The 17,139-nt window shown below is 71.3% G+C and carries 17 protein-coding genes; 5 read left to right on the forward strand and 12 right to left on the reverse strand.

What is annotated here, in order from left to right:
• Positions 1–3: 3 nt before the first annotated feature.
• The 3 genes from gatB to gatC are packed head-to-tail and all read right to left on the reverse strand — an operon-like array spanning position 4 to position 3,353.
• On the reverse strand, positions 4–1,533 hold the full coding sequence (gatB, locus tag M6B22_RS03835; protein ID WP_269444453.1) for an Asp-tRNA(Asn)/Glu-tRNA(Gln) amidotransferase subunit GatB: 1,530 nt from the start codon (positions 1,531–1,533) through the stop codon (positions 4–6).
• Positions 1,530–3,008 (reverse strand): Asp-tRNA(Asn)/Glu-tRNA(Gln) amidotransferase subunit GatA, encoded by a 1,479-nt coding sequence (gene gatA / locus M6B22_RS03840; protein WP_269444454.1) that lies wholly within the window; start codon positions 3,006–3,008, stop codon positions 1,530–1,532. Before gatA ends, gatB begins: the two co-directional genes overlap by 4 nt.
• Before the next feature lie 9 nt (positions 3,009–3,017).
• Complete coding sequence (gene gatC, locus M6B22_RS03845; RefSeq protein ID WP_269444455.1) at positions 3,018–3,353, reverse strand: Asp-tRNA(Asn)/Glu-tRNA(Gln) amidotransferase subunit GatC; 336 nt, start codon at positions 3,351–3,353, stop codon at positions 3,018–3,020.
• 88 nt (positions 3,354–3,441) lie between these two features.
• On the opposite strand from gatC, the gene M6B22_RS03850 reads away from it, so the two are divergent.
• Both M6B22_RS03850 and M6B22_RS03855 read left to right on the forward strand, forming a co-directional pair.
• Positions 3,442–4,089 carry an ACT domain-containing protein gene (locus M6B22_RS03850; RefSeq protein WP_269444456.1) on the forward strand — a complete coding sequence of 216 codons (648 nt, stop codon included), beginning with the start codon at positions 3,442–3,444 and terminating at the stop codon, positions 4,087–4,089.
• 43 nt (positions 4,090–4,132) lie between these two features.
• Positions 4,133–4,420, forward strand: coding sequence for a DUF1905 domain-containing protein (locus tag M6B22_RS03855; RefSeq protein ID WP_269444457.1), 288 nt, complete (start codon positions 4,133–4,135; stop codon positions 4,418–4,420).
• Between the two features lie 68 nt (positions 4,421–4,488).
• Here the strand turns inward: M6B22_RS03855 and M6B22_RS03860 are convergent, their stop codons facing one another.
• The 5 genes from M6B22_RS03860 to M6B22_RS03880 all read right to left on the reverse strand — a co-directional run bounded on the left by M6B22_RS03860 (position 4,489) and on the right by M6B22_RS03880 (position 10,949).
• Positions 4,489–5,286: a phosphatase PAP2 family protein gene (locus M6B22_RS03860; protein WP_269444458.1), complete on the reverse strand. Its 798-nt coding sequence runs from the start codon at positions 5,284–5,286 to the stop codon at positions 4,489–4,491.
• 134 nt (positions 5,287–5,420) lie between these two features.
• Positions 5,421–7,514, reverse strand: a complete 2,094-nt coding sequence (gene ligA, locus M6B22_RS03865) for an NAD-dependent DNA ligase LigA (RefSeq protein WP_269444459.1) — start codon at positions 7,512–7,514, stop codon at positions 5,421–5,423.
• Positions 7,515–7,688: 174 nt separating this feature from the next.
• Entirely contained in the window at positions 7,689–8,702 is a 1,014-nt protein-coding gene (locus M6B22_RS03870; protein ID WP_269444460.1) for a methionine synthase, read from the reverse strand.
• On the reverse strand, positions 8,699–9,760 hold the full coding sequence (gene mnmA, locus M6B22_RS03875; protein ID WP_269444461.1) for a tRNA 2-thiouridine(34) synthase MnmA: 1,062 nt from the start codon (positions 9,758–9,760) through the stop codon (positions 8,699–8,701). Before mnmA ends, M6B22_RS03870 begins: the two co-directional genes overlap by 4 nt.
• 13 nt (positions 9,761–9,773) lie before the next feature.
• Complete coding sequence (locus tag M6B22_RS03880) at positions 9,774–10,949, reverse strand: cysteine desulfurase family protein (RefSeq protein WP_269444462.1); 1,176 nt, start codon at positions 10,947–10,949, stop codon at positions 9,774–9,776.
• 64 nt (positions 10,950–11,013) lie between these two features.
• On the opposite strand from M6B22_RS03880, the gene M6B22_RS03885 reads away from it, so the two are divergent.
• Positions 11,014–11,466, forward strand: coding sequence for a mycothiol transferase (locus M6B22_RS03885; RefSeq protein ID WP_269444463.1), 453 nt, complete (start codon positions 11,014–11,016; stop codon positions 11,464–11,466).
• An 11-nt stretch (positions 11,467–11,477) separates the two neighbouring features.
• On the opposite strand, the gene M6B22_RS03890 is transcribed toward M6B22_RS03885, so the two are convergent.
• From M6B22_RS03890 to M6B22_RS03900, 3 genes are all read right to left on the reverse strand, one after another.
• Entirely contained in the window at positions 11,478–12,941 is a 1,464-nt protein-coding gene (locus M6B22_RS03890) for an MFS transporter (protein ID WP_269444464.1), read from the reverse strand.
• Positions 12,942–13,010: 69 nt separating this feature from the next.
• The gene (locus M6B22_RS03895; protein ID WP_269444465.1) at positions 13,011–13,967 is read right to left on the reverse strand and encodes an electron transfer flavoprotein subunit alpha/FixB family protein; all 957 of its coding nucleotides are present in this window, start codon (positions 13,965–13,967) and stop codon (positions 13,011–13,013) included.
• Positions 13,968–13,981: 14 nt separating this feature from the next.
• Positions 13,982–14,761 carry an electron transfer flavoprotein subunit beta/FixA family protein gene (locus M6B22_RS03900; protein ID WP_269444466.1) on the reverse strand — a complete coding sequence of 260 codons (780 nt, stop codon included), beginning with the start codon at positions 14,759–14,761 and terminating at the stop codon, positions 13,982–13,984.
• 251 nt (positions 14,762–15,012) lie between these two features.
• Between M6B22_RS03900 and M6B22_RS03905 the strand changes: the two genes are divergently transcribed.
• Together M6B22_RS03905 and M6B22_RS03910 are read left to right on the forward strand one after the other, a co-directional pair.
• Complete coding sequence (locus M6B22_RS03905) at positions 15,013–15,846, forward strand: hypothetical protein (RefSeq protein ID WP_269444467.1); 834 nt, start codon at positions 15,013–15,015, stop codon at positions 15,844–15,846.
• Between the two features lie 2 nt (positions 15,847–15,848).
• A complete protein-coding gene (locus M6B22_RS03910) occupies positions 15,849–16,616 on the forward strand; it encodes a class I SAM-dependent methyltransferase (protein ID WP_407935636.1) in 768 nt (255 codons plus the stop codon).
• Here M6B22_RS03910 and M6B22_RS03915 read toward each other — a convergent pair.
• On the reverse strand, positions 16,497–17,123 hold the full coding sequence (locus M6B22_RS03915) for a hypothetical protein (RefSeq protein WP_269444469.1): 627 nt from the start codon (positions 17,121–17,123) through the stop codon (positions 16,497–16,499). The two genes, M6B22_RS03910 and M6B22_RS03915, sit on opposite strands and share 120 nt — an antisense overlap.
• Positions 17,124–17,139 lie beyond the last annotated feature (16 nt).

Genomic DNA, 17,139 nt, shown 5'->3' on the forward strand with positions numbered 1-17,139 from the left:
GCCCTACGCCCCCACTCCCCCGGCGGCTACGCCCCCACCGCCGGGGGGACCCCCATTGAGCTTCTCCAGCAGGATCGCCTTGACTGCGGCCGCGTCCGCCTGGCCGCGGGTCGCCTTCATCACCGCGCCGACCAGCGCGCCGACGGCCGGCAGCTTGCCGCCGCGGACCTTCTCGGCGACGTCCGGGTTGGCTGCGATCGCCTCGTCCGCCGCCGCCTCCAGCGAGCCGGTGTCGGACACCCGCTTGAGGCCGCGCTCGGCGACCACGGTGTCCACGTCCGACCCGGTGTCCAGGACACCGTCGACGGCCTGCCTGGCCAACGCGACCGACAGCGTGCCGTCGGCGACCAGCTCGACCAGCCGGGCGACGTGCGCCGGCGTGACCCCCAGGTCCGCCGCGTCCACTTCCCGCTCGTTCGCCTTCTGCGCCAGGTAGCCCAGCCACCAGTTGCGGGCCTCACCGATCGGCGCGCCCGCCTCGACCGTCTGGCCCACCAGTTCGACGACGCCCGCGTTCGACAGCTGCTGCATGTCCTCGGCGCTGACCCCCAGCGACTCGCGCAGCCGGGCCCGGCGCGCGGCGGGCAGTTCCGGCAGCGCGGCGCGGACCTGCTCCACCCAGTCCGGATCGGCCTCCACCGGCACGAGGTCGGGCTCGGGGAAGTACCGGTAGTCGGTCGCCTCCTCCTTGCTGCGGCCCGGCCGGGTGTCTCCGGTGGACTCGTTGAAGTGGCGCGTCTCCTGGAAGATCCGGGTGCCCGCGTCCAGCAGGCCGGCCTGGCGCAGCATCTCCGAGCGCACGGCCCGCTCCACGCTGCGCAGCGAGTTGACGTTCTTGGTCTCGGTACGGGTCCCCATCGGCTCGCCGGGCTTGTTGAGCGAGGTGTTCACGTCGCAGCGCAGCGAACCCTGCTCCATACGGACGTCGGAAACACCGAGCGTGCGCAGGATGTCGCGCAGCTCGGTGACGTACGCCTTGGCCACCTCGGGGGCGAGCTCGCCGGTGCCGGGCACCGGCTTGGTGACGATCTCGATCAGCGGGATGCCGGCGCGGTTGAAGTCGACCAGCGAGTAGTCGGCGCCGTGGATCCGCCCGGTGGCGCCGCCGACGTGCGTGTTCTTGCCGGTGTCCTCCTCCATGTGCACCCGCTCGATGCCCACGCGGAACGTCTGCCCCTGCACCTCGACGTCCACGTAGCCGTCGACGCACAGCGGCTCGTCGTACTGCGAGGTCTGGAAGTTCTTCGGCATGTCCGGGTAGAAGTAGTTCTTGCGCGCGAACCGGCACCACGGCGCGATCGAGCAGTTCAGCGCCAGGCCGATCTTGATCGTCGACTCGATCGCCACCTCGTTCACCACCGGCAGCGCGCCCGGCAGCCCGAGGCACACCGGGCAGGTGTGCGTGTTCGGCGCGGCGCCGAACTCGGTCGAGCAGCCGCAGAACATCTTCGACACGGTGCCCAGTTCGACGTGGGTCTCGAGGCCGAACACCGGTTCATAGCGGGACGTCACGTCCGCATAGGTCAAGGTCACGACAGCTCCGGAGGGGTCAGCGCCGGCACGGCGGCTTCGAAGGCGGCGGCGACGCGGTAGCAGCGGTCGTCGGCGAGGGCAGGCGCCATGATCTGCAGCCCGACCGGCAGCCCCTCGGACAGCCCGCACGGCACCGAGATCGCCGGCGTACCGGCCAGCGAGGCGGGCAGCGTGCACAGGTCGTTCACGTACATCGCCATCGGGTCGGCCACCCGCTCGCCGATACCGAACGCGACGAACGGGGACGTCGGCGAGACCAGCACGTCGGCCTGCTCGAACGCCGCGGTGAAATCGCGGACGATCAGCGTGCGCACCTTCTGCGCCTGCCCGTAGTACGCGTCGTAGTAGCCCGAGGACAACGCGTAGGTGCCGATGATGATGCGCCGCTTGACCTCCGGACCGAAACCGGCCTCGCGGGTCAGCGACATGACGTCCTCGAGCGAGTTCACGCCGTCGTCGCCCACCCGCAGCCCGTAACGCACCGCGTCGAAGCGGGCCAGGTTCGACGAGCACTCGCTCGGCGCGATCAGGTAGTAGGCGGCGAGGGCGTACTCGAAGTGCGGGCAGGAGACCTCGACCACCTCGGCACCCAGGCTGCGCAACGTCTGCACCGCCGCGTCGAACGACGCGAGCACGCCGGACTGGTACCCCGGGCCGGAAAGCTCGCGGACCACGCCGACGCGCACCCCGGACAGGTCGCTGCGGGCGCCCTCGCGCGCCGCGGCTACCACGGGCGCGACCGGCTGCGGAATCGACGTTGAATCGCACGGGTCGTGCCCGGCGATCACCTCGTGCAGCAAGGCGGTGTCCAGCACCGTGCGTCCGAACGGGCCGGCCTGGTCGAGCGAGGACGAGAACGCGATCAGCCCGTAGCGCGAAACCGCCCCGTAGGTGGGCTTGTGACCGACGATGCCGGTGACGGCGGCGGGCTGGCGGATCGACCCGCCGGTGTCGGTGCCGATCGCCAGCGGCGCCTCGAACCCGGCTACCGCAGCACTGGACCCGCCGGACGAGCCACCCGGGATCCGGCTGAGGTCCCATGGGTTGTGCGTCGGTCCGTACGCGGAGTTCTCCGTCGAGCTGCCCATCGCGAACTCGTCCATGTTGGTCTTGCCGAGCATCACCACGCCGGCGTCCTTGATCCGGCGCGTGATCGTCGCGTCGTAGGGCGGGCGCCACCCTTGGAGGATCTTCGAGCCGCACGTCGTGGGCAGGTCCTTGGTGACGACGACGTCCTTCATCGCCAGCGGCACACCGGCGAGCGGGGACAGTGCTTCTCCCGCGGCGCGCTTGGCGTCGACGGCCTTGGCAGCCGCGATGGCGCCGTCGGCGTCGACGTGCAGGAACGCGTGCAGCGCGCCGTCGACGGCATCGATCCGGTCCAGGTGCGCCTGCGCGACCTCGACGGCGGACACCTCACCGGTAGCGATCTTGGCGGCGGTGTCGGCGGCGGTCAACCTGATCAGTTCGTCCATCTGCGGCACCTACGCTTCCTCGGACAGGATGCGCGGGACGCGGAACTTGTCGTCCTCGACGGCGGGCGCGCCGGCCAGCACCGCGTCCCGGGGCAGCGACGGGCGTACCTCATCGGCGCGGAACACGTTCGTCATGGGGACGGCGTGCGAGGTCGGCGGGATGTCGGCCGCGGCCACCTCGCCCACGCGGGCGACCGCGCCGAGGATCACGTCGAGCTGGCCGGCGAAGGTGTGCAGCTCCTCGTCCGTCACGGCCAGCCGGGCCAGGTGGGCCAGGTGGGCGACGTCGTCGGGGCCGATCCGGCCGGCGCTCGGTGCGTTCGCGGAATCTGTTGAGTCGGGCACGACCAGCAAGTCTACGGACCGGCGTGTCGCCGATTCATCGACACGGGGCGGTAACGCCGCCGACATCGCGATCAGGCAGGCTGGTCACGTGTCCTACCTGATGCGGCTCGTGCTGCCGGACGTCCCCGGCGCCCTCGGCGCGGTGGCGACGGCGCTCGGGCGGGTGGGTGCGGACATCCTCAGCCTGGACGTCATCCAACGCTCCGACGACGGCGCCACCGACGACCTGGTCATCGAGCTGCCGCCGGACAAGCTGGCCGACTCGATCGTCTCGGCCGCAGCGAGCGTGCCGGGAGTTCGGGTGGAGTCGATCCGGCCGTATGCCGGGCAGATCGATCCGCACCGCGAGCTGGAGCTGCTGGACGCGCTGGCCACCCTGCCGGGTGAATCGCTGCGGGTGCTTGCGGGCGGCGTGGCCAAGGTGTTCCGGGCCGGTTGGGCTCTCGTGCTGGACACGCCGGCCGGCGGTCAGTCGCGCGTGCTCGCCCGCGGCGGCGGTGCGCCGGAGATCGACGTGCTCCCCGTGCCCTGGTGGCCGCCGCGGCCGGCCCGAGTACTCGATGCGAGCGCCGCGTGGGTGCCGCCCGACTGGGAGCGGGTGGGCACCGAGCTCGCCGTGGCACCGCTCGGTGCGGCCGCGCTGCTGGTCGGCCGTCCGGCGCTGCGCTGGCTGCCGTCCGAGCTGGTCCGGTTGCAGCACCTGAGCGCGATCGCAGCGACCGTCACCGCCGGCTGAGTTCGCTCTCTGCTCGTGCCTGCCGAACTCCTACCCTGTGGCGATGGAGCTGCAGTTCAGCGGGGAGGTCTGGTACTGGCGCGGTCCCGCTCCGTTTCACTTCGTCACCGCGCCGGATGATGCCTGCGGCGCGCTCGAGTCGGCGTCCGCGCTGGTCAGCTACGGCTGGGGCATGATCCCGGTGAGCGCACAGATCGGTGCGACCATATGGACGACCTCGCTCTGGCCCAAGGACGGCGGCTACATCGTGCCGGTGAAGACCTGGGTCCGCAGGGCCGAGGGCATCGAACTGGGCGATCTCGTCACCGTCCGCCTCACCGTCGACGTCTGACGCACTGTGTCATGCGATTGAGGTGCCGGGACCTCGCGATCGCATGACACATTCGCGGAATGACCCGCTCAGGGCAGGGTGCGCAGCACCTGTCGTGCGGACGGATCGTCGGACGCGCGCCAGTGCGCCGGACGGTAGCGCCGCTCCGGTTCGTTCAGCCGGCGCAGCCACTTCACGCCCGCGCCGATCACGCGCTCGGCCACCGGCAGGCAACGCGGCAGCATCATGAGCACGATCGCGCCGGCGAGCCAGCCACCGACCACGTCCGTCAGCCAGTGCGTGTCCAGGTAGAGCGTGCTCAGCCCGACCGTGAACGAGATCCACACCGCGAACACGGTCATCGCCCTGCGATGCCGGGTCGCCATCATCGCCAGCACGCCGTACAGCACGACCGCGTTGGCGGTGTGCCCGGACGGGAAGATGTTTCCGCCGGCGAGCACCTCGTGCGCGTGCGCCGTCACCAGCGGGCCGTACCGTCCGGTGGCCACCTTGATGACCCCGACGGACAGGTTCAGCAGGACGAGCGCGGTGCCGATCGTGACGAACGGGGCGAAGCTGCGACGCCGGCGGGCGATCCACACGATCAACGGCAACGCGGCCAACGTCGACGGACCGCGCTGGCCGAACATCACGTAGTCCAGCACGAACCGGTGCCAGCCCGGCCACCGGCCGCGCAGGTCGAGCGCTGCGATCTGCTGGTCCAGGTTGTCCAGCGGTGAGCCGACGATGACCATGACGACCAGCGCGAGGTAGACGATCACGGTGGCCGCGAACACGCTGTGCCGCCAGGTCCACGCCGCGCGCCACGTACCGAGCGCGCCGAGCCGATCGCTCGGGCGGCGCGCAGGCGCGACGGTACTGGCCATCAACCCAGCGTGCGCGACCACCTTAAGCACTTGCCCGGTGTCCTCAACCAGCTCACACGCAATCGCATCGTTTCACCGATCGGTGTGAGCCGAAACACCGCGAACACAAGGCACTCTGCCGGGGAAGGGCGTATTCAGAGCCCCGCGGGACCTGCGTCCAGCAGCGCCCGGAAGCCGTCCTCGTCGAGGACCGGGACGCCGAGCTGCTCGGCCTTGTCCGCCTTCGAGCCGGCGTTCTCACCGGCCACCACGTAGTCCGTCTTCTTCGAGACCGAGCCAGCGGCCTTGCCGCCGCGGCTCACGATCGCCTCCTTGGCCTCGTCGCGCGAGAACCCGGCGAGCGAGCCGGTCACCACCACGGTGAGCCCGGCGAGCGTCTTGGGCATCGAATCCTCGCTCTGCTCGGCCATCCGCACCCCGGCTTCGGTCCAGCTGTCGACGATGGCCACATGCCAGTCGACGGCGAACCAGTCGCGCACGGCCTCGGCGATCACCCCGCCGACGCCGTCCGGCACGGACAGCTCCTCCACCGACGCGGCGCGGATCGCGGCCATCGAACCGAAGTGGGCGGCCAGTGCGCGCGCCGCGGTCGGCCCGACGTGCCGGATCGACAGCGCCACCAGCACCCGCCACAGCGGCTGGGCCTTCGCCTGCCGCAGGTTCTCGAGCAGCCGGACGCCGTTCGCCGACAGCACCTTGCCGTCACGAACCGACTCCGGCGGGTCGCTCTTCTTCGCCGCGCGGGTGAACAGCGGAACCCGGGCGAGGTCATCGGCTGTCAGTTGGAACAGGCCGCCCTCGTCGGTGAGCACGCCGGCGTCGAGCAGTGCGGCGGCGCCCTCCCAGCCGAGTGCCTCGATGTCGAACGCGCCGCGGGCGGCCACGCTGGACAGCCGTTCGCGGACCTGCGCCGGGCAGTGCTGCGCATTGGGGCAGCGGATGTCCTTGTCGCCCTCCTTCTCCGGGCGCAGTGCGGTGCCGCACGACGGGCAGCGCGTCGGCATCACGAAGGCGCGCTCGGTGCCGTCGCGCAGTGCAACGACCGGGCCGACGATCTCGGGGATGACGTCGCCGGCCTTGCGCAGCACCACGGTGTCACCGATCAGGACGCCCTTGCGCTCCACCTCGTACGCGTTGTGCAGGGTGGCCCGGTCGACCGTCGAGCCGGCGACCTTGACCGGCTCCATCACACCGAAGGGCGTGACCCGTCCGGTACGGCCGACGCCTACGCGAATGTCGAGCAGCTTGGTGTTGACCTCCTCCGGCGGGTATTTGAAGGCGATCGCCCAGCGCGGCGCGCGGCTGGTGGCACCGAGGCGCCGTTGCAGGGCAACGTCGTCGACCTTCACCACGACGCCGTCGATCTCGTGCTCGACGTCGTGCCGGTGCACGCCGTAGTGGTCGATGTACTCCCGGACGCCGGTCAGGTCCGCGACGACCTTCACCCGCGCGGACGTCGGCAGCCCCCACGTCGACAGCACCTCGTACCAGCCGGACTGCGTGGTGACGGCGGGGCCGCCGTCGACGCGCCCCACACCGTGCACCACCAGTTGCAGGCCGCGGGCGGCCGTGATCCGCGGGTCCTTCTGGCGCAGTGACCCGGCGGCGGTGTTGCGCGGGTTCGCGTACGGCGCCTTGCCGGCCGCGACCAGGCCGGCGTTGAGCTCCTCGAAACGGGCGACCGGGAAGAACACCTCGCCGCGCACCTCGAGCAGCGCGGGGACGTCGCTGCCGGTGAGCCGGGCCGGGACGTTCGCGAGCGTGCGCACGTTCGGCGTGACGTCCTCGCCGGTGCGCCCGTCGCCGCGGGTGGCGCCGCGGATCAGCCGGCCCTTCTCGTACACCAGGTTGACGGCCAGCCCGTCGACCTTGAGCTCGCACAGGTATGCGGGCACGACCCCGGCGTCACGCTCGACCCGGTGCGCCCATGCGGTGATCTCGTCGACGGAGAAGGCGTTGTCGAGGCTGAGCATCCGCTCCAAATGATCGACCGCGGTGAACAGCGTGGAGTAGGTGCCGGCGACCCGCTGCGTCGGCGAGGCCGGCGTGCGCAGGTCGGCGAACTCGTCCTCCAACTGCTGCAGCCGACGCATGGCGGCGTCGTACTCGGCGTCGCTGATGGTCGGATCGTCCAGGACGTAGTAGCGGTAGGCGGCATCGTCGAGCTCGCGCGAGAGGTTCGCGTGCTCCTCGCGGGCGGCCGCTGTCGCGGCGCGTGGCTCACTCACTCGACCTCCTTCGTCGGCCGCAAACACGTCACCGCTCTCCCCTGTGAGCTCGCAAGCTCACTCACTGCTCTCCCCGGTGAGCTCGCAAGTTCGCTCACTGCTCTCCCCGGTGAGCTCGCAAGCTCGCTCACTGTGCTCACCGGTCAAACCTAGCGAGGCGGCCGGACAACGGCGTCAGCCCAGCGTGCCCTCGGCGGCGGCGTCTGCCAGCCAGTTGCCGACCTCGCGCAGCACCGAGAGCACCCGGCGCGCGTGGGCCGGACTCGCCCCGGCCAGGCCGCACGCCGGGGTCGCGACAAGGGAGTCGGCCAGCAGGTCCGGCGCGAAGCCGAGCCGGCCCCACAGCCGGCGGATCGGGTCCCGGGCGGTGTCCAGGTCCAGCGGCTGCTCCGACGTCGGCAGCACACCCAGCCACAGCGAGGTGCCGGCCTCGACGGCCTCGCCGAGCGCGTCGTAGTGCGCCGACGTCAGCAGGCTCGCGTCGAGCGCAAGCGAATCGGCACCCGCCGCGCGCAGCAGGGCGATCGGCGCGTCGGCGGCGCAGCAGTGCACCGCGCGCGCACCGGGGTCGGCGACGGCGAGCACCGCGCCGAGCGCCTGCGCCACGGTCGGCGCGTCGACGGCCCGGACCGTGCCGTAGCCCGACGGGGTGGGCACCTGCCCGGCGAGGACGGCGGGGACGGACGGTTCGTCCAGCTGCAGCACCGGGTGCACACCGGGCAGCCGCCGCGCCACGTCGTCCAGGTGCAGCCGCAGCCCCTCGGTGAGCGATTCGGTCAGATCGCGCACCGCACCCCGGTCGGACACGACACGGTGCCCGGACGGCAGCTCCAGGCTCGCCGCCAGCGTCCAGGGCCCGGCCGCCTGCAGCTTGAACGGGCCGGCGTATCCGGCCGCGTTGGCCTGCATCGCGTCCAGGTCGCGCTGCAGCAGGTCACGGGCGTGCCGGGCGTCGTGGCCGGGGTGGGCGGCGAAGCGCCAGCCGGACGGGACGATCTCGACGGGCAGATCGACCAGTAGCGCGGCCGAGCGGCCGATCAGGTCGGCGCCTGCACCGCGCGCGGGCAGCTCGACCAGGTGCGCGAAGCCGGCCAGCTCACCGAACACCAGCCGGGCCGCCTCGTCCGGATCGGTGCCGGGCAGCGAGCCGATGCCGGTGACCGCACCCGGCTGCCAGGGCCGATTCATGCGGCGGTGATGGTCGCCGAGCCGAGCACGGTGTCGCCGTCGTACATGACCAGCGCCTGGCCGGCAGCCACGCCCCGCTGCGGTGTGCCCAGCTCGGCCAGCACCTCCTCGCCGCTCGCCCGCACGGTCGCCGGGCTGACCATGCCGTGCGCGCGCAACTGCACCAGGCACGCGATCGGCGCCTGCGGCACTGCGCAGCCGGTCCACACCGCGCGTGCCGCCCGCACCTCGGTGGTGTCGAGAAGTTCGCCGCGCCCGACCACGACAGTGTTGCTCTTCGGCTCGATCGAGAGCACGTAGCGCGGTTCGCCGCCGGGCGCCGGCCGGCGCAGGTTCAGGCCGCGTCGCTGGCCGACCGTGAAGCCGAACGAGCCGTCGTGCTGGCCGATCGTCTCGCCGGTCTCGGCGTCGACGATCGGGCCGGCCCGCTCGCCGAGCTTGCGGGCGAGGAAGCCGCGGGTGTCGCCGTCGGCGATGAAGCAGATGTCGTGCGAGTCGGGCTTGTCGGCCACCGCCAGGCCGCGCCGGGCCGCCTCGGCGCGCACCTGCTCCTTGGTCGAATCGCCGAGCGGGAACAGCGCGTGCTCCAACTGCCGGGCGGACAGCACCGCGAGGACGTACGACTGATCCTTGCCCGCGTCGACCGAGCGGCGCAGCCGGCCGCCCTCCAGCCGCGCGTGGTGCCCGGTGACGACGGCGTCGAAGCCCAGTGCGAGTGCCCGGTCGAGCACCGCCGCGAACTTGATCTTCTCGTTGCAGCGCAGGCACGGGTTCGGCGTCCGGCCGGCCGCGTACTCGTCCAGGAAGTCCTCGATCACGTCCGCGCGGAACCGCTCGGCGAGGTCCCAGATGTAGAACGGGATGCCCAGGACGTCGGCGGTGCGGCGCGCGTCGTTCGCGTCCTCCACCGTGCAGCAGCCGCGGGCACCGTGGCGCAGCGTGGCCGGCGCGGCCGAGAGCGCGAGGTGCACTCCGGTGACGTCGTGCCCGGCGTCGACGGCACGCGCGGCGGCGACCGCCGAATCGACCCCGCCGCTCATCGCGGCGAGCACCTTCATGCCGAGTGCCCCGTCATGTCAGCACCGAGGTGATGCCGGCGCGGCGGGCCCGCTCGACGGCCGGCACGATCGCGTCGAGGGTGGCGTCAACGTCCGCCTGGGTCGAGGTGTGGCCGAGCGAGAGGCGCAACGAACCGCGTGCCTCGGCCGGTGATGCGCCCATCGCGAGCAGCACGTGAGAGGGCTGCGCCACCCCCGCTGAGCAGGCCGAACCGGTCGAGCACTCGACGCCGCGCGCGTCGAGCAGCATGAGCAGCGAATCGCCCTCGCAGCCGGGGAAGGACAGATGCGCGATGCCGGGCAGGTGGGCGTCCGGGTTCCCGTTCACCCGTGCGTCCGGGACGAGCGCCAGGACGCCCGCGACGAGCCGCTCACGCAACGCGCCGACCCGCGCGGACACCTCGGTGCGGCGGCTTGCGCAGATGGCCGCGGCGGTGGCGAGCCCGACGATGCCGGGGACGTCCAGGGTGCCCGAGCGCACGTCACGCTCCTGCCCGCCGCCGTGCAGCTGGGCCATGCACGGGACGTCACGGCGCAACAGCAGGGCGCCCGTGCCGTACGGGCCACCCAGTTTGTGGCCGGTCATCGTCAGGGCGTCGACACCGGTTGCGGCGAAGTCGACCGGCAGCGCGGCGACCGCCTGCACGGCGTCGGTGTGCAGCGGAACCCCGAATTCGCGCGCGATCTCGGCCAGCTCGCTGATCGGCTCGATCGTGCCGACCTCGTTGTTCGCCCACATGACCGTGATGAGTGCGACCGAGTCCGGGTGCTCGGCCAGCGCCGCGCGCAGCGCCTGCGGTGACACCGTCCCGTACTCGTCCACGGGCAACCAGGTCACCTCGGCACCCTCGTGCGTGGCCAACCACTCGACCGCGTCGAGCACCGCGTGGTGCTCGATCGCGCTCGCGACCACCCGGGTGCGGCGTGCGTCGGCGGCGCGGCGTGCCCAGTAGATCCCTTTCACCGCGAGGTTGTCGGCCTCGGTGCCACCCGCGGTGAAGATCACCTCGGACGGGCGCGCACCGAGCACGTCGGCCAGTTGCTCGCGGGACTCCTCGACGCGGCGACGGGCGCGCCGGCCGGCGCCGTGCAGCGAGGAGGGGTTGCCCAGCTCACCCATGGCTGCAGCGACGGCCGTGACCGCCTCGGGCAGCATGGGTGTGGTGGCCGCATGGTCCAGGTAGGGCATCGGCTCCAAGCTTACGGTCCGGCGGTTTGTTTGCCTGCCGCCCGGGTGGCGGCACACTGGCGCGGTGATCACCGTCGAGCAGTTCTGCTTCTACACCGACCGGGCGCTCGACGCGCAGATCGAGATCCTGCGCGATCTCGGCGACCGGCTGGTGAACAGCCGTCCCGATCTCCCTGGTGCTAACAGCCCGTACGTGATCGTCAATCACTGCCTGGCGGTCATGGAGTACTGGGGCGGGCACGTCGTGGCCGGGCGCGAGAGCCACCGCGACCGGCCGGGCGAGTTCACCGCGTCCGGCTCGGCGTTCGAGCTGATCGAGCGGGCCCAGCGCGCCCGGACACAGCTGCGCGACGACCTCGCGACCATGGACCCGGCCGCGCCGCCGCGTGAACTGCCCGGCTGGGACCTGGCGCCGGAGGAGGCCACCCAGGGCGCGGTGATGCTGCACGTCTACGAGGAGCTCGCCCAGCACCTGGGACAGCTGGAGCTGACCCGCGACATCCTGCGCACGGCGTGATTCGGCGCTGATCAGCGCGGCGCGTGCACCCGGCCGGACACCGCCGCACCGCACGCGGCCACGGCCGCCATCGCGAGCGCGATGGCGGTGAACGCCGCCGTGTAGCCGATCGACGCACGCGCAGCCGCGGCCACCAGCACGCCGCCGATCCCGGTGGTGAACGCGCTGACCGTGGCGTCGGACAGTTGTAGGGCCGCGGAGTCCGTCCCGCGGTCGTCGTCGTTCGTGTACTTCAGCAGCAGGACGCTGACGGTCGACATCGACAGCCCGGCACCGAAGCCCGCCACGCACCAGGACGGGTACATCAGCCAGCCGGGCACACCCGGATGCACGACGATCGCGACGAGCACCGCGGCGCACGCGATCAGCGACAGGCCGGAGCGCACCAACCTGATGCGGTGCCGCTCCTCGTCGCCCTTCGGATCGCGGCTCTGCACATAGGAGCCGACCGACCAGGCCAGCCCGGAGATCGCGAGCGGCAGGCCGGCGGCGGTCGCCCCGTAGCCGTGCTGCACGGTCATCGACAGCGGCACGATCGACTCCACCCCGAAGAACGCGCCGGCGAGCAGACCGCGCAGCGCGATCGGTGCCGACGGGCCCGGACGGACGGTGACGGTGCCGGCCGGCAGCAGGGTGTGCAGCCCCCAGAGCAGCGCCGCCAGGCCGAGCACTCCCAGCGCGATGGACAGCGGCGACGGGTGCTGGCCGGCCTGCTCCAGCGCGGCGATGCCGGCCGCCACGGCGAGCGCGTGCAGCACCCGGCCTGGGGGTCCCCCCGCCGGTGAGGGCGTAGCCGGTGGGGGAGGATCGGCGAGCCCACCACCGGTGTGGACGTGCGCCGAGCGCATCGCGCGCAGCGTGGGCACCAGCAGCGCGCAACCGGCGAGGACGAACGGGACCAGGCCGAGGAACACCCAGCGCCAGCTGACGTGCTGGGCGAGCACGCCGGAGACCAGCGGGCCGATCAGCGACGGCACGATCCACGCCGAGGAGATCGCGGCGAACAGCTTGGGCCGCAACGCTTCCGGGTAGCTCTCGCCGATCACCACGTAGCTGGCGGTGATCAGCAGGCCGCCGCCTAGCCCCTGCACGACCCGTCCGGCCACGAGCATCGTCATCCACGGCGCGGCACCTGCCAGGACCAGCCCGGTGACGAAGGCGACCAGGCCGGCGGCGAGGGGCACGCGTGGACCGCGGCTGTCGCTGACCTGCCCGGCCAGGACCATGCCGACGACGTTGGCGATCAGGAAGCCGGTGAACGCCCAGCCGTACGCGCCGAGCCCGTGTAGGTCCTTTGCGGCCGTGGGCAGTGCGGCGGCGACGGCCATCGCCTCGAACGCGATGATCGTGATCAGGATCAGGATGCCGATGCTGGTCGCCCGCAGCGCCCCGCGAAAGATCCCGACCTGTCCCGTTGAGTGGCGGTCTTCGCGTTCAGTGGCGGCATATAGGTCGCCACTGAACTCGGAAGTCACCACTCAACTAAAGCAGCGGGCCACCGACCGTCCAATGGCCGGTGGGCCGCCTGGCCGGATCGAGGTGACTCAGCCCTTGCGCTTGCCGATCTCCTCGGTGAGCTGCGGGGCGACCTGGAACAGGTCGCCGACCACGCCGAAGTCGGCGAGCTCGAAGATCGGCGCCTCCGGGTCCTTGTTGATCGCGACGATCGTCTTGGACGTCTGCATGCCGGCGCGGTGCTGGATGGCGCCGGAGATGCCCACCGCGATGTACAGCTGCGGCGACACCGTGACACCGGTCTGGCCGACCTGCATCGTGTGCGGCACCCAGCCGGCGTCGACCACGGCGCGCGAGGCGCCGACGGCGGCACCGAGCGAGTCGGCCAGCTTCTCGATGATCGCGAAGTTGTCGGCGTTGCCGATGCCACGCCCGCCGGACACGACGACCGAGGCGTCGGACAGCTGTGGGCGCGAGCCCTTCTCCTCCACGACCGAGTCGACCAGCTTGGCCGCCTTGGCCGAGTCGGACAGCTCGACGGACACGGCGACCTGCTCGCCGGCCGCGGGCGCCGCTTGCGGCGCGACCGAGTTCGGCCGCACGGTGATCACGGGCGTGCCGTGCGCCACCTTGGACTGCACGGTGATCGCGCCGCCGAAGATCGACTGGGTAGCACCGCCGGCGTCGACCCCGATCGCGTCGGTGAGCACGCCGGACTCGAGCTTGTACGCAAGCCGCGCCGCGATCTCCTTGTTCTCCGCGCTGGAGGAGACCAGCACCGCGGCCGGGGACGCCTGCGCCGCAACGGCGGCGAGCGCCTCAGCCTTCGGGGCGACGGAGTAGCCGGCGATGTCGTCGCTCTCGGCGACGTAGATCTTCGCCGCGCCGTACTCGGCAAGCGCGTCGCGCAGCGGCGCGGCCGTGCCCGGTGCGCCGACGACGACCGCGCTCGGCTCACCGAGTCCGCGCGCGGCGGTGAGCAGTTCCAGGGTCGCCTTCTTGACGGTGCCGTCCGCCGAATCGACCAGGACCAGAACCTCTGCCATGTGTGTCAGTCCCCTCAGATGAGCTTCTTGGACGCGAGGTAGTCGGCGATCGCTGCGCCGCCGTTGCCCTCGTCCTTGACGGTCTGGCCGGCCGCTCGCGGCGGCGCATTCTCGAACGAGACGACCTGGGTCCACGCGTTGGCCAGGCCCACCTCGCCGGCGTCCAGGCCGAGTTCAGCGAGCGAGAGCACCGTGATCGGCTTGCTCTTCGCGGCCATGATGCCCTTGAACGACGGGTAACGCGGGTCGTTGATCTTCTCCACCACGCTGATGACGGCCGGCGTGGAGCCCTCGACCCTGTCGTAACCGGTGTCGGTGACCCGCTCGATGCTGACGGTCGAGCCGTCGACGGTGACCTTGCGCGCCTGGGTGAGCTGCGGCGCACCCAGTGCCTCGGCGACCAGCGCCGGAACGATCGCCGAGCGCGAGTCGGTGGCCTCGGAGCCGGCGATGACGACGTCCCACTCGATCGTGCCGAGCGCCTTGGCGATGACCTTCGCGGTCTGGATCGCGTCCGAGCCGTGCAGCGCCTCGTCGGTGACGTGCACCGCCTTGTCCGCACCCATGGACAACGCCTTGCGGATCGATTCGGTGGCGCGTTCCGGGCCTACGGTCATGATGGTGACCTCGCCGCCCTGGGACTCCTTCAGTTGCAGGCCCTCTTCGATGGCGAACTCGTCGATGTAGTTGATGACCGGGTCCACGGACGCGCGGTCGACGGTGTTGTCCGCCGGGTTGAGCTTGCGTTCTGCCTCGGTATCCGGCACCTGCTTGACCAGCACCACGATGTTCATACACGCTCCAGGAAAAGGGTGTCGCTGCACGTTGCTACTGCTGCACACTCTGCCTAAGTTACCCATCAGTAGCAATATGACGGTGGTCCCACCTCGTCCCCAGCATTCCATCCGCGGCGCCGGTGGCCACGCGCGGTCGCCACGCGCGGTGCGACAGATCCGGACAGACCGGCCTGCAGCTAACACAACTGTTGCACGATCTGTGCGAATCGATAACCTGGGTCCGCTCACACGGCCACGAGAGGACGCACATGACCGAGTTCGCCAAGCCCGCCTACCCGCTGATCCTCACACGCAAGGACTGGGACAAGAAGAAGGGCGTCATCGCGAAGATGGCCGGGAAGACGGGTATCGGCGAGCAGTGCGACAAGGTGTTCGCGCTGTACAACGCCGTGCACTGGGACCGTCTGGATCTGCCTGCTCGGCGCCGGGTCGTGCTGCAGAACTGGAAGGACGACAGCTACACCAAGGCCAACTGGGAGAAGCTGGTCAAGGAGGCCATGGCCGAGGTCACCGGCAACATGGCGAAGCTGTCCGCGGAGCTCTACAAGCTGCGCGACCTGTGCACCAAGACGGCGGCGAACTTCAAGAAGCTCAAGGCGATCCCGTCCTCGAGTACCCAGCACGTGCTGACGATGGCGAAGACCGCCGATCACCTCGGCGTGCAGTTGAACAAGAACTCGATGGGCGGTGTACTCAGCGCGCTGAACAAGGAGTTCCTGGCCGAGGTGAAGATGAAGTTCATCGACCCGATGTGGCCCGGCATCCGCACCTACGCCAACAGGCACGCGAACCTGATGGCCGAGATCAAGCGCACGCCGACGCCGGACAAGCTCAACAGCGACGGGCGCACCGGCATCCGGGACCTGACCACCGGTCTGGGCAACATCGCCAAGCTCGGCGAGCGCGGCTGGGGCCCGAAGAACGACGCTGCGCGAACGCTGTGCACGCAGCTCACGCCGTGGGCGAACTCGCAGAGCGGCCTGGTCGAACCGGGCGCATCAGCGCAGGACGTGCTGGCCGAGGTCGCCAAGATCGAGCCGATCTTCAACCGCGCGCTGCAACTCGTCGCCGCGGCGCGGTAGGGCTGCCCATCGACGCAACCGGCCTGCCGCTCACCGGCGAACGCACCGTCCCCGGCGTGCCCACCGAGAACTACTGGTTCCGCCGGCACGAGGCTGTGTACCGGTTCGCGGCGCCGCTGGTCGCCGGGCGGCGCGTCCTCGAGGTGGGCTGCGGCGAGGGGTACGGCACCGCGCTGCTCGCGCGTTCGGCGGCGCGGATCGTCGGGATCGACTACGACGCCTCAGCCACGGCGCACGCGACACGCAGCTACCCGGTCGCCAGGTTCGTGCGCGCGAACCTGGCGGCACTGCCGGTGCCGTCCGGATCCGTCGACGTGCTCGTGAGCCTGCAGGTGATCGAGCACGTGTGGAACCACCCCGAGTTCGTCGCTGAGTGCCGGCGCGCGCTCGGTCCCGGCGGCCACCTGCTGGTGTCGACACCGAACCGGCTGACCTTCTCCCCCGGGCGGGACACGCCGCTGAATCCCTTCCACACCAAGGAGTTCACCGCGGCCGAACTCGTCGACCTGCTCACCCGCGGCGGCTTCGAGGTGGAGGCGGTGCTCGGCCTGCACGCCGGCGCGCGGCTCGCGGCGTGGGACGCGGCACACGGCGGCTCGTTCGTCGGCGCACAGCTCGCGGCGCCACCGCAGTCGTGGGAACCGGAGTTGCTACGTGACGTCCGGGCCGTCACCACGTCCGACTTCGCCGTCCTCGCTGCGGACGTGCACGAGGTGGACGAATCGCTCGACCTCCTCGTCCTCGCGCGACGGCCGCCCGGGCCGGCGTGACGCTCCGGCGTAGGCGCGCAGGGCGGCGAGTGCGAGCGCGGCACCGGCAGTGAGCGCCAGTATGCAGAGCACGAGGAACAGCCCGGAGAGGTCAGGTGCGGCGCCTTCGGCGTCGTCGATGAAGACCGCGCCCCACCCGCTGCAGTCGACGGAGATCGCTCCGGTGTAAGGGGAAACGAACGTGCCGATCGTGTTCGTGGCCTTGCTGTTGGCACCCGCGGACGAAACGTCCAGCAACTGTTCGCCGGAGTCCGCCGCCGACCACTGGCACTGCAACTGGGCGACGTCCACGCCGCGCCCCTGCAGGGCGTGCACGCCGCCCGGCACCGCCAGCTGATACGTCTTGTTCTCGATCACCCGGGCGTAAGCGGGCGGGGCCGCGCCCGGCGAGTAGGAGTGCCGCTGCGTTCCCCCCACGATCCGGCACAACCCAGCCAAGATCAGCGCGGCGAACAGCAGTAGCACCGCAGCAGTCGCCATGCGGCCCTGCTGTCGTGACGCCGGCATGGCGGCCAGCCTAGCC

This window comes from Jatrophihabitans cynanchi (genome assembly GCF_027247405.1).
Classification (GTDB): Bacteria; Actinomycetota; Actinomycetes; order Mycobacteriales; family Jatrophihabitantaceae; genus Jatrophihabitans_B; species Jatrophihabitans_B cynanchi.

Excerpts from the sequence above, each read along its gene's own strand:
- gatA (WP_269444454.1), bottom strand. The coding sequence starts at position 3,008 with ATGGACGAACTGATCAGGTTGACCGCCGCCGACACCGCCGCCAAGATC.
- M6B22_RS03855 (WP_269444457.1), top strand. The coding sequence starts at position 4,133 with ATGGAGCTGCAGTTCAGCGGGGAGGTCTGGTACTGGCGCGGTCCCGCT.
- M6B22_RS03860 (WP_269444458.1), bottom strand. The coding sequence starts at position 5,286 with ATGGCCAGTACCGTCGCGCCTGCGCGCCGCCCGAGCGATCGGCTCGGC.
- M6B22_RS03870 (WP_269444460.1), bottom strand. The coding sequence starts at position 8,702 with ATGAATCGGCCCTGGCAGCCGGGTGCGGTCACCGGCATCGGCTCGCTG.
- mnmA (WP_269444461.1), bottom strand. The coding sequence starts at position 9,760 with ATGAAGGTGCTCGCCGCGATGAGCGGCGGGGTCGATTCGGCGGTCGCC.
- M6B22_RS03880 (WP_269444462.1), bottom strand. The coding sequence starts at position 10,949 with ATGCCCTACCTGGACCATGCGGCCACCACACCCATGCTGCCCGAGGCG.
- M6B22_RS03895 (WP_269444465.1), bottom strand. The coding sequence starts at position 13,967 with ATGGCAGAGGTTCTGGTCCTGGTCGATTCGGCGGACGGCACCGTCAAG.
- M6B22_RS03900 (WP_269444466.1), bottom strand. The coding sequence starts at position 14,761 with ATGAACATCGTGGTGCTGGTCAAGCAGGTGCCGGATACCGAGGCAGAA.
- M6B22_RS03905 (WP_269444467.1), top strand. The coding sequence starts at position 15,013 with ATGACCGAGTTCGCCAAGCCCGCCTACCCGCTGATCCTCACACGCAAG.
- M6B22_RS03915 (WP_269444469.1), bottom strand. The coding sequence starts at position 17,123 with ATGCCGGCGTCACGACAGCAGGGCCGCATGGCGACTGCTGCGGTGCTA.